General features: G+C 45.4%; 12 protein-coding genes. 5 read left to right on the top strand and 7 right to left on the bottom strand.

The window, feature by feature from the left end:
* Positions 1-54: 54 nt before the first annotated feature.
* From I6L34_RS13090 to I6L34_RS13120, 7 genes are all read right to left on the bottom strand, one after another.
* Positions 55-2,304, bottom strand: coding sequence for an AAA family ATPase (locus I6L34_RS13090; RefSeq protein WP_216954818.1), 2,250 nt, complete (start codon positions 2,302-2,304; stop codon positions 55-57).
* A complete protein-coding gene (locus tag I6L34_RS13095) occupies positions 2,301-2,807 on the bottom strand; it encodes a hypothetical protein (protein ID WP_058059302.1) in 507 nt (168 codons plus the stop codon). Before I6L34_RS13095 ends, I6L34_RS13090 begins: the two co-directional genes overlap by 4 nt.
* Positions 2,804-3,223 (bottom strand): hypothetical protein, encoded by a 420-nt coding sequence (locus I6L34_RS13100; protein WP_005895563.1) that lies wholly within the window; start codon positions 3,221-3,223, stop codon positions 2,804-2,806. Before I6L34_RS13100 ends, I6L34_RS13095 begins: the two co-directional genes overlap by 4 nt.
* Complete coding sequence (locus I6L34_RS13105; RefSeq protein WP_254202860.1) at positions 3,220-5,283, bottom strand: integrase; 2,064 nt, start codon at positions 5,281-5,283, stop codon at positions 3,220-3,222. Before I6L34_RS13105 ends, I6L34_RS13100 begins: the two co-directional genes overlap by 4 nt.
* Positions 5,280-6,818 (bottom strand): site-specific integrase, encoded by a 1,539-nt coding sequence (locus I6L34_RS13110; RefSeq protein WP_254202861.1) that lies wholly within the window; start codon positions 6,816-6,818, stop codon positions 5,280-5,282. The genes I6L34_RS13105 and I6L34_RS13110 overlap by 4 nt, the downstream gene beginning before the upstream one ends.
* Positions 6,784-7,956, bottom strand: a complete 1,173-nt coding sequence (locus tag I6L34_RS13115) for a site-specific integrase (RefSeq protein WP_216954819.1) — start codon at positions 7,954-7,956, stop codon at positions 6,784-6,786. The genes I6L34_RS13110 and I6L34_RS13115 overlap by 35 nt, the downstream gene beginning before the upstream one ends.
* A 181-nt stretch (positions 7,957-8,137) precedes the next feature.
* Positions 8,138-8,725, bottom strand: coding sequence for a single-stranded DNA-binding protein (locus I6L34_RS13120; RefSeq protein WP_058059298.1), 588 nt, complete (start codon positions 8,723-8,725; stop codon positions 8,138-8,140).
* Positions 8,726-9,151: 426 nt separating this feature from the next.
* Between I6L34_RS13120 and I6L34_RS13125 the strand changes: the two genes are divergently transcribed.
* From I6L34_RS13125 to I6L34_RS13145, 5 genes are all read left to right on the top strand, one after another.
* Positions 9,152-9,799 (top strand): LuxR C-terminal-related transcriptional regulator, encoded by a 648-nt coding sequence (locus tag I6L34_RS13125; RefSeq protein ID WP_042080923.1) that lies wholly within the window; start codon positions 9,152-9,154, stop codon positions 9,797-9,799.
* Complete coding sequence (locus tag I6L34_RS13130; protein ID WP_058059297.1) at positions 9,799-10,242, top strand: curli production assembly/transport protein CsgE; 444 nt, start codon at positions 9,799-9,801, stop codon at positions 10,240-10,242. Before I6L34_RS13125 ends, I6L34_RS13130 begins: the two co-directional genes overlap by 1 nt.
* Before the next feature lie 11 nt (positions 10,243-10,253).
* Positions 10,254-10,655, top strand: coding sequence for a curli assembly protein CsgF (locus I6L34_RS13135; RefSeq protein ID WP_019445195.1), 402 nt, complete (start codon positions 10,254-10,256; stop codon positions 10,653-10,655).
* A gap of 7 nt (positions 10,656-10,662) precedes the next feature.
* Positions 10,663-11,502, top strand: coding sequence for a CsgG/HfaB family protein (locus I6L34_RS13140; RefSeq protein WP_005355003.1), 840 nt, complete (start codon positions 10,663-10,665; stop codon positions 11,500-11,502).
* A 186-nt stretch (positions 11,503-11,688) separates the two neighbouring features.
* Positions 11,689-12,210 (top strand): curlin, encoded by a 522-nt coding sequence (locus I6L34_RS13145; protein ID WP_058056347.1) that lies wholly within the window; start codon positions 11,689-11,691, stop codon positions 12,208-12,210.

A 12,210-nucleotide genomic window follows, 5' to 3' on the forward strand; every position in this document is an offset into this window, starting at 1 on the left:
CGGTCAGAATAGATAGACTTGGCTGAGAATCAAAGGGCTAGTAATTTCATGCGGTTATCTATCAGCAGCAAAAGGAGAATCAGCCATTGCTTGTATTAGCAACGCTTTAACCTTATGTCCAAGATCAACATTTCGTTTGCTCGCTGACTCATGTGTTAGTGCTTGGCTCAGAATATTCAGAGGCCCGATCAAGTAGACCTTTTCTACGGCTCGTGTAATCGCGGTATAACACATTGTTCGATCAATATTTGGGGCCTTATCCAGAACAATGATGACTTGCTTAAACTGTGAACCCTGACTCTTGTGAATCGTCATAGCATAAGCGTGGCGAAGGGCATTGATTATATCCAACGAGATCTCTCGTTCTATGCCGTCATCCCATAGAATCTTGCCAAAGCTAGACAAAGGCTCATCGGTGTTATCATTATTTATAATTTTCATTACGTTGTAAACTTGGCAAATGGTTCCTATGGAACCATTCATCAGGTCATGAGCATAAAGGTTGGAGCAACACATTACTTTGTCATGTAGTTTAAACTCAGTATCTAAATAGTGATTTGCTTCTTCTATAAATACCTTTAATGGTTTACTGTTATTCAATGCTACGCAGCGTTTATTTATATCATTAACCATTTTGTTTGTAGCGCAAATTATTTGTGTTTCATCAGGTTTTTCTAAATATATTGAGACTGCTCTCTTTTGAATTGCATTGGCTCCATTGATATCAATATGGACGACATCATCGTAGCTAAATGTTGGAAGAATACCATTACGGATAGAAGCTGAAATAGCAGGAATGTTTGAGAGTTTATCTTGCCGACGAACCTCTGTTAATGTGACTTTTGGAATGTCGTGTATTGGCACCAGTTCATGGAAAACAAGACCGAAATCTACAGGTGGAAGTTGCCCAATATCGCCTAACATAATTACATGTGCAGAGTTAGGAATACACCTCAATAGGCGGTACATACTAGGTAAGTCCACCATTGAGCTTTCATCGACAACAATAATAAGTTGTCTACCTTCATAACTATTAGCATTGAAGTTTCTAATAAATCTTGCGATAGTATTAGCCTCTTGATTTGTTGCCTCTGCCATCCTTTTTGCTGCTTTGCCTGCAAGTGCGACTTGTATTGGTCTTATATCTAACTCACGAAACACCGAATAAAGTGAATCTAATAATGTAGTTTTGCCTACACCTGCACCACCATTAATAATTAGAAAACGATGTTTTATAGCCCCAAAGATAGCTTCTTTTTGAAGAGAGCTTAAGTTAAAACACTGTTTGCTTTCGTATTTATTGATATAGTAGTTTATCCTTTTTTCATCGATAGATAATTTACTTGGGGTTGTGATGAGGTTCACCAATCGCTGAGCAACATATGCTTCCATGGTGAAAGCACCAGCACTCTGTAATTCATTCTCACCGACCTCAAGAATGTTTTCACACGATGTGGCGAGTGTGAATGCTTGATTAACATAGCTCTCTGTTATTTCTGGATTATTGGGAATATGTAAGAGCTGTTTCAGCCATATGTCTAGATCATATCGTGTTGCTAATGTACTCCCACTAGAAAGGTGACAGTACAACGCCTCCTCGGCTGCTGCTGCGAGCCGAATAGGAGCATCCAATTGAAAGCCTAGAGCCAGTGAGATTCGATCACATTCATTAAAATCAACACCAAATGCTAATAATCGGTAAGGGTCTTCACTTATCTTACTTATGGTGTCTTGTTGATAATACTCTGATACCAAAAATGAGGTGGATATTGATAATCCAAAATGTGCATTGCAGAAACGCATAGAATCAATATTTATATAGCTACGCCATGCATCGATAGTATTTTTTGCAGTGCTTTCACTTAATATCTTATGCAGGCTTACAACATCCCCATTATCCAATATTTCAAATAGGGACTCACCAAATGTAGACCATAATTTACGGGCTTTTACTGGGCCAACACCTTTAAATCTAGCGTGACTGCCTAACATCAGTACGATCTGCTCCCCTGACGGCCTAATAAGATCTAGGTATTGAGGGGTGATTACAGTGAGAATACCTCCGTGCTCTACTCGTCTACTATACTGCTTTTTGATAGCTAATTTAACCAATGCACCCTTCGCCAATATTAGTGACAGGCGATCACTGTTATTTTCAATTATGTGAATGATGTAATTGCGCTTGTAATTGCAATTACGTAGAGTGTCAGGATCTATCTGCACAGCATGAAATGAGCGACCTTTTCTGGATGAATATGGTGGTCTCGTGATGCGAAAAAACTTCTCTTGCTCGAAGTCATTCATCTCGGCACCCGCTTAAATATTTCTAGCAATTCCATACGATGCTGTTCTCGATGTGAATTTGATTGAAGAGATTTATATTCTTGCTTTAAGCCTTCTAAATGAGATTCAAGTTCTGCAACCCGTAGCTGTAATTGACGAATTATTTTGTCTTTCTCTTGAATGCTCTTTTCTTGCGGGCTGTATCGCTTTGCAGGTGCTTTTGAAGTATCCCTAGCCTGGTAGGGAAGTTCCTGTAAGGTATTCTGCTCAGCTAGCCATTGTGCCTTACTTTTAAGGTACGCAACAATGTACTTATTTTGGTAATAGCTAGAGCGAGATATGCCAATCTCTTTTATTATGGCAGTTGCATTTAAACTGCCATTTTCTATGAAGTATTGCCATTCAGCAAGGTCAAGTGGCCCGACCAAATTAGCCACCTTAACAAGATTTTCACGCGCCTTGGCATGCATTTTATCAAGTTCAAAATCTTCCAGTTCATGGCTAATACTGAATGCTTTATTCATTTTTTAAGATCTTTCAATCTGGCTTTTGTCTTCATGGAGTGTGGGAGCGGTGCTTCCAACTCCTCAATAGACATACCACGACTTGTTGCATTAGCGAACCAGCGGACAAAAGTCTCATCATAGTCAGCTAATAGTTTTTTTAACTTGATATTTTCTTCTTTTATTTTATCAAGTTTTGATTGGGTTTCTTCTGCACGCCTGCCGATATCTTCTAATATGTTGCTACTTTGATTGGCTTCTTTATAAGCCTTAACGATAGCTTCTTTTTTTGACAATGCTTGCCGAGTAAATCCTGTCTCCTGTTCCAGTTCCTTCCACGTGACTTTATTTTTCCCACTGCGGGCAGCTAGGATTACGATGAGTTTGCAGAAGTCTTGCTCTAGTGCTGCTGTAATTTGTTTCTGTTCTTTTTTCATATTGCAACGCACCCATTATTACCATTAGGGAAAACTTGCACTAATTCACCATCTGAAATTGAATTATCCTGCTCAATGGCGAGGGCTATACGACAACCATTTAATAGTTCTTCATGAGAACGTAGCCAGTTATTGGAACCATGATATTCAGCGTCAACTGCTGCTTTAACATGTTGAATTCGAGATTCTTGTTCAGCTTGAAGTTTTTGTAAATGGATGATCTCTTCCTGATTTCCTTTTATACGATAATACTCAGAACATCCACGGACACATGCATAGTATTTTCCACATGGAGAGTCACTATAGTCATGTTTACATAAGCCAATAGCAGTGATGAGTGTTGTGCCAATGTCTTCTATCGTTTCAAGAACCTCATCACGGTCAACCAGTGTAAAGATCACCGATGCCTCTTTTGCTTGCTCTGGTGTTATATTTGAGGCGGCAAAGAGTATGTCTGCGTTATCCATGACTCTTTTAGCTGGATTAGTGTGGTCATAGGCTACATTGTCTAGAGTATACTTTCGCCCAAAGTATCGAGCAATCTCTATAGGGGTTACTGAATCTGAGAGCTCTAGCATAGTGTCTAGAAAGTGACGGAATTGATGTGATGTCAGCCGGATCTGCTCACCTTGATAGCACAGATTTTTGCGTTCAAATACATTTTTTATACCCAATTCGGGACGACCCGCTATATAGTCATATATTTGAGTATATGATACCATTGTGAATTCCCAAGGCTCAGCTCTCTTATCAGAATGATGCTGCTGATGTTGGGTAACAAAAATTAGTTTATCTAGAGAATCAGCCACAGTTAACTCTGAAATCTGTTTCCATAACTGAGCGATAGACTTCTGTGCTAATGAGAATGCCTTTCCCTTTAAGTCTGATGGGTGGAATGCGACCGCAATTTTACCTGTGTTTGGATTCCGTTTATTCGTCAGGTTGATATTTCTTTTCTTTAGATAGGATGTGAGATTTGGACGTGATGACCAATTTAATCTTTCCCAAATATCAGTGACAAACAACTCACAATCTTCAGTGATAATTGGGAAGAAGTCGTATTTCCCATTAGCAACGCATTTAATCGTGTCACGTACAGGTGCTAATATTTCAATGGCGCTAGTCAGACCTTTCTTTAGGATTGGTAACAGGCTTTCGGTTATTGGTTTGGTTTGATATCCAGCCCCCTTTTTGGCTCGGTAGCGGATCTCATTAATGGATAATATGTCCATTTCACCTGTGAAGACGTTTTGCTCCTCAACCTCCCTAACCTGTAAGCAATCGACATCTAGGCAGATCACCTCATCAAATCGCAGACCCGTTGCAAACATGATTTCTACCATAGCCTGAAACAGTGCATCGTCACCTTCTAGATTCGAGTTAGAAAGTGTTGCTACTGCGATGAGGCTTTCATGGGTAGGTAGCTTCTCATGCCGTTTGGTAGTTGACTCAAAATCGATTCTTGTATCACTAGCGGTCTGGGTTTCTCCGCGTTTAGATGACTTTTTGAATCCAATCTTTTGGATGGATAGCCGCTTTTGGTTAATGAATTTCGCAATAGATTCAAGTCTCTGACCAATACGGTAAAAGGTAGAACTTTCTAGTTTATCGTGTGCTTCCGCCTCTGCGACTTTGAAGTCATAAGTAGTAAGAGTGCTTGCTGTAATATTTCTTTTTAGCATCGCATTATCTAAATACCGATATGCAACAATATAGAAATTGAGTGTTCCTACATCTTTTGGCTTCTCAATTTGCAAGGCTGAAATATGACATTTAGCTATGTCAGATAAATCCAGATTGTGAAACGCCTTCATGGCATCGCGTGATGACTTAACTTTTTTACCTAGATTGTTATCTCGACTAAAATTGACGGATATATTATTTCCAGATTTTCTGGCTTGAGTCTTACAAATACCCTTAGCATCCCAGCTAAAGGCATCCCATTCCCAACCTTCTAATGTTGCAAAGGGAGTGTTTTTTTTGTAAAAGTGAACTAATTGAGCCAGATTGCTATCAGCATCTACACCAATTGATGGTAATAATTGTAGGCTGGTATTCATAGTTCACCCCTGTCAAACATGTCAGCAAACTTGCGAGCAGCTAAAAAGTTTTTATGTTGAAGAATATTTATGGCGTGAGCATCACCAAATGCTGTTTTTACTTCCTCTACCATCGTATCTACAACTGCCTTATGGTCAACGTCTTCAAAGGCTTCTAGAGAAGAGCAGTTGTAACAAGAAAGCGGGGGTTGCAGAGAGCATGGGGTAGCGCTACCGCAGCTACCAATTTGAACAAGATTTAGATTTTTCGATGGCGCGAAAATACCTTGTCCTCGCTTAGAGGCATTATCAGGCGTGACAACTTTACCTGCAAATGCATCGAGTATATCCATGGCCTCACTTCGCAGTACATCATCTAGTTTTTTGGCAACAGTATGCGATTGTCTATAATAAACTTCTAGTTGTTGTAAATCACTATGATCCATTAGTTCAGCAACAACAGACATAGGAGTGCCTTTGGCGATTAACCGTGAACAGAAGGTTTTACGAAGTCTACGGTTGGTTACCTTGAAGTCCAATCCAACAGCCATTCTGAACAGATTGGTGATGTATGTCATCTTGAATATCTTTACTTGCTGCTTAACTAATTCATCTCTAACACTATAATAATCTGAGATAACAGGCCAATCATCAGTAATTTTTGTACCTAGTATATCTTCGTAACGAGCTCTCATTAATGAAAGTAGTTTTGCAAGTGTTTTTGTTATGGGGCGAATTTTATATACATTATTATTGGCCTGCCCTCTTTGTTTTGCTCTCAAAACTTTTAGTGTGTATACACCGTTGTCTGAGAGCTGTAAGTCAGAGAACTTCAGCCTCATCACTTGGATATTTCTCATGCCAAGAACCTGGGCGCATTTCAGTGACACCAATCCCTGTAATGCATGCGTGGTTAGTGTTTCTGGAGAAATGGAGTTTAATGTGGAGATGAAAATTCGCTCTTCCTTGATCGTGAGCGGGCCACGGTTAGGTATTTCCATAATGACATCAAGACCTTTACCTTCGTCTGTACCAAACTTTATACCGGCTAGGTAGTAATCATAAAAATCTTCATCGAAATGTGGTAGACCTTCTTCAACACACCATTTATACATCATTCTTAAAATGGATTTAGTGCCCGCACTGCGTTCAGAGATCATAAATTCTCTGTAGATTTCTTGTGTTTTTTCCGCGATGTTTTCTGCTGAAATATCGTCAGGGATTTTTAGTAAACGCCAGCATTTATAATGTGAGAAAAGTGCATAGTTAGAGTAGATATGACAAGCATAAGAAATCCATGCGCGAGCATGTTCTCTTAGTTGGTGAGGGATTTTGTCAAAGGATATGGTCTCCCGCTCTGGTTCCAGAACTACTTTACTTTGTGTTAAATCCAGTCGTTGGCCTGACTGACTTACAGGATATGGGTCATAAGCAAATTTTTGGTGCTGGTCTATTTGTACCAACATAATTTCGTTTTTATCTATTTTTTTTGTCGGCATAGCCACCACCTCGGCAATCATATTATGATAATTTTCTATGTGATTCCATTTCAGCATGAAGTTGGTTTAGAACTAAGTTGCATTGTTCCATTATTGAACCAGCTTCATATATTAGACTACTATCTGAGTTATACGTCCACCCCCCAACATTATTTTTTAGCTTTTTCTGTTGAGCTGCATCAATTCCCATTTTGGTGAGCATTCTGTCAAGATTTTCAAAGAGGGTATGTCTTAATTTATGCGGGTGGATATCTGACAACTCTAAAATCTTATTCTTAATACTTGAGAAAACATCATCCAGTGCTGCTATTGATAGCGGATTATGTGGTTTGGTTGTCGCTAAGAGTAGATAAGGGCTCTTCATAGCTGAGTCGCCAAGAGATTTTCTGGCCTGTTTATATTCATCAATCAGTGATGCTAGAGGAAATGAAATAGGTATGATCCGGCCAACTGTTTTTTCGCGAGGTGATCTACCACGAGGATCGTTATGCTCGACATTCTGTTGTGTCAGGATAAATGGGTAAACTCCATGTACCAGCTTGCTCGTATGGCAGTTTGATGTTGTAAGTGATAGCAGTTCACCTTTCCTAATTCCTGTTTCTAAAAGTAATCTAAGAATTAGCTTGTTACGTAACTGAGTAGCTTTATTCCAGCCAAGCAAACTTGGCATTTCCATGACATCATACAGTGTTGCTTGTTGGACTAATGACAAACCAAGGGCGCGGCCTTGAGCTGTCTTTGGTCTTCTCAGCTTGGCTAGTTTTACTTGAAGTTTTTCCATCATCTTGGGTATTTGATGGAATAGAGGATCTGTATTACGGCGCTTGGAAATTGCTTTATCGGCTAAAAATTGAAAGTAAACCAATACTAGGTCAAGGCGTTGATTGAAATAATCAGGACTAACAATATCTGGCCGGAGGGGTCTTGCTCCGTTGATATCGTATGAGTGATGCTCAAGGTGTTTGAGAAAACTCTGGTATAAGCCCGTATCAGCAAACCCTGTGTCAGCAACAATTTCCGCTAGATCTACTTTTAGCATTGCTGCCCATCGTTCGATATGGATTAGGTGGTTTGCATTATTCTCCTGTGTTTTTTCCGCACCATACAGGTGTGTCAGTGTGAACTCACATAGCCTTGGGATGGGGAGTCCTCTCTCATCAACGATTAGATACTTACGTTCATTGTACTGCTTCATGTTGACGGTTCTGAGCTTCACTGCATCATTCCTTTACACTTTTAGACACCTATTCCTAATGTATACTCCGAGCTTTCAGAATGAGCAATCTTTACATGTTTAGAAATGAAAAAACCCCGAGATATCGGGGTTTTTAGGCATTTTGCTTTACAGGGCGCTTTACATTTTAAAAAATCCGGCCCTAGAACGGGATATCGTCGTCGAAATCCATCGGCGGCTCGTTATATACCGGCGGCGCAGATTGCGGCTGCTGGGCAGGACGGCCATAACCGCCTTGCGGTTGCATGTTCTGCTGCGGAGCCGGTGCCGGGCGCTGCTGATTCATCGGCTGCTGGGCAGGCATGCTCTGCTGCGGCTGACCCCAGCTACCCTGGGATTGGCCACCCATGTTCTGGCCCATGCCCTGACCGCCTTGCGGACGACCACCCAGCATCTGCATCACGCCAGTGAAGCTGTCGACCAGCACTTCAGTGGTGTAGCGCTCCTGGCCGCTCTGATCTTGCCATTTGCGGGTCTGCAGTTTGCCTTCCACATAGACCTGGGAGCCCTTCTTCAGGTACTCGCCAGCCACTTCGGCCAGCTTGCCCATGAAGACGACGCGATGCCATTCGGTACGCTCTTTCTGCTCACCGGTCTGCTTGTCGCGCCAGGTTTCGGAGGTAGCCAGAGTAATGTTGGTCACAGCACCGCCACTCGGCATGTAGCGTACTTCCGGGTCTTGCCCGAGGTTACCGATCAGAATGACTTTATTGATGCCTCGACTGGCCATAATCTCTCTTCCACCTTATTTACCGGCCAGGTCGAAACCTGGTCCAACACGACTAGATACCTGATTAGTTGCTGTGTGCGGGGCGCAATGTCCCGCAGACGCATGTGACGGTCATAGTAACAGTTGCGAAGCGGATTGGCAGCATCCTTAACCGGCTTGATGTGCCAAAGGTAACTGTTGGCTCCTGCCGCAGTGATGGTCGGGTTGCAGCTGTTTCCGGCGCATCCGGCATCACATTTCTGCCATATATTCCTGTTATGCTGGCCGATTGGCGAATTGGAATCGGTTTTTAAATCGACTAAAAACATATGGTTACGATATTTATGAGATCCATTCTCATACTTTTTTAATATTGTGCTCCCATACCTCCTTGGTAGACTCAGTCGGCCAGATTAGGTGGTTTACAGGTTCAAGGAAGAGCACACAATGAAAGCCGCATGCCCGATCGCACTGGTCACTGAAAATAATGTGCAGGCCAGCACATTTGCTGCATACCTCATCTCTCATTTGAGCCGTCCCGTCCAGCTAATCCACGAGATTAATCAGCTAGATAACCAGTGTGACGGCACGCTGTTTCTCATCGATCTCGACTATATCCGCTCTGGCCAGTCATTGGGCTGGAACCGGGCGATCTCCGAACGCTTTGGCATGGCGACCACTGTGCTGCTCAATGCTCCCACTGCGACGGATCGCGACCTGCTGCTGATGTGGCCGCAGATCTGTGGTTTGTTTTTCCGTCAGGATCCGCTCGACCGGCTGGTTGCCGGGTTGCAGAAAATCCTGTTGGGCGAGTACTGGATGCCGCGCCACCTGCTGTGCGAGCTGGTTGAATACTATCGCCAGGGCAATAGCTACCTGCTGCGTAACGACACTCTGCTGACAGCCAGAGAGCAGGAGATCATCCGTTATCTGATGACGGGCGCCTCCAATGTCGAGATCGCCGACAGCCTGTTTGTCAGCGAGCACACCGTCAAATCCCACCTCTATAACGTCTTTAAAAAGTTGAATGTGAAGAACCGGATCCAGGCGGTGAGCTGGGCCAAAGAGTATCTCGATGCTCCGGACTCCCACTGATGAAAGCGCTCTCTGTGGCGTGTTGCCTCGCGCTGCTTTGGGGCTGCACGACCGTTGTGGCGGCCGAGGCCGATGCACCGCTGGAGTCGGTGCAGCCGGAGCAGGAGAGTGATCGGCTGGATGTGGATGGTCTGGTGCTGGATCGCACTTTTACCCGTTTCGGTCAGGGCTTTTATAACGAATTTACCCGATTGCGCAGCGATGAAGACCCGGATGCCAGAGAAAATCTGACGATTCATGAGCGCCCGACAGCTCGCTGGGGCAGCCTGATCTGGATCACCCACAACCGGAAGGTGATTTTTAAAACCGCACTCTCTCCCGGCCGCAATCAGCAGGAGCAGAGCGCCAAACTGGCTTGGTCACAGGTCAGGCAGACCCTCGAACAGCAGAAGATCGCGACCCTGTTCATGGATACCTTCGATTTGGAACATGATGAACTATAAGGATATTTCTCATGCGTGCCCGGTTATGGCTAGTTGCTGCACTGATAGCGCCAACGCTCCATGCGTCGGAGCTTGTCTATCGCCCCGTCAACCCCAGCTTTGGGGGTAACCCTCTAAACAGCAGTCATCTGCTTGGCACCGCCAATGCGCAGAATGATTACAAGGATCCCGCCAGTGGCAGCGGTAGCAGCGGCACCTCGGCGCTGGATCGCCTGACCTCCAACCTGCAATCCCGCCTGATCAGCCAGCTGTTGGCCGATATCGGCAAGGATGGCAGCCAGAGCGGCAGTCTGGTGACCGATGATTTTGCCATCAATGTGGTGGATGAAGATGGCACTCTGGTGGTTTCGATCACCGACCGGGTGACCAACCAGACCACCATGATCGAAGTGAATGGCCTGATTGCCGACTGAGGGCGCGATGAAACGACAACTGTTATTGATAGTGCCCCTGCTTGCGCTGGCTGGCTGTGCGACCCATATCGGCTCACCCGTTGCTGATGAGAAGGCAACCCTGATGCCGCGATCCGTCTCTTACAAGGAGCTGATCAGTCTGCCCAAGCCAAAAGGGAAAATTGTCGCGGCCGTCTACGATTTTCGCGATCAGACCGGTCAGTACCTGCCTGCACCGGCCTCCAACTTCTCCACGGCAGTTACCCAGGGCGGGGTCGCCATGCTGAGTACGGCTTTGTGGGATTCTCAATGGTTTGTACCGCTGGAGCGGGAAGGGCTGCAGAACCTGCTGACCGAGCGCAAGATTGTGCGGGCGGCCCAGAACAAGCCCAACGTGCCCGGCAACAATGCCAATCAACTGCCCTCGCTGGTTGCCGCCAACATCCTGATCGAGGGGGGGATCGTCGCCTATGACAGCAATGTACGAACCGGCGGGGCGGGGGCCAAGTATTTTGGCATTGGCGCCAGCGGGGAGTATCGGGTCGATCAGGTGACGGTCAATCTGCGCGCCGTCGATATCCGTTCAGGCCGGATCCTGAACAGTGTCACCACCTCCAAGACCGTATTGTCGCAACAGGTGCAGGCCGGGGTATTCCGTTTCGTCGAGTACAAGCGCCTGCTGGAGGCCGAGGCCGGTTTCAGCACCAATGAACCGGTACAGATGTGTGTCATGTCGGCTATCGAGTCCGGGGTGATCCGGCTAATAGCCAATGGCGTGCGGGACAATCTGTGGCAACTGGCTGACCAGCGGGATATCGACAATCCGATCCTGCAGGAGTACCTGCAAGACAATGCCCCGCTGCTTTGAGTTTTCCCGCTCGCGCAATGCCCTCCCTGGTGGAGGGCATTTTTTTGGCCTCCATCGAATACGAATTAAGACTTTCTGCTCAGCGACAGGGCGGCGCTTTTCATCCTCGAATCAGCGGAGTGCCTGATAGGCCGCCTCTGGTCTGACAGGGATACTGTGGGCGTTTTCCAACAAGGCGATGGCGCGATGAAACACCTGTTGAGTACTCTCTTTTTTCTGCTGATATCGGGCGCCCCGCAACTCGCCGCAGAGCCTGCCGTCTTCGACGAGCTGGCGATGGCAAGCGAGCTGGATTCCGGTCTGCAGAACGATGGTAATCAGGCGCTGTTGTGGCAACTCGGTAGCGAGCAGCAACTGCATCTCACCCAGCAAGGGGAGCTGAATCAGGCGCGTCTGCTGCAACAGGGGTGGGCCAATGAGTTGGCACTCTCCCAGGTGGGAGATGAGAACTGGGTCAATGGCGCGCAACTGGGCGAGGGCAATAGCGCCGAGCTCTATCAGGCGGGCATCAATAACCGGATTTGGCTGCTGCAACAAGGCAGCGGCAATGAAGCCTGGATCAGTCAGCAAGGGGCAGACAATCAGGCCCGGGCGATCCAGCTGGGTGATGGCAATCAGGCCAGCATCGAGCAAAACGGTAACGGATTGGCGGCAACCGTTATTCAGACGGGAGCCAATCAGCAAGTAAATGTCGTTCAAACCAACTGA

Origin of the sequence: Aeromonas sp. FDAARGOS 1404 (genome assembly GCF_019047085.1) — a bacterium.
GTDB classification, from domain to species: Bacteria; Pseudomonadota; Gammaproteobacteria; order Enterobacterales; family Aeromonadaceae; genus Aeromonas; species Aeromonas veronii.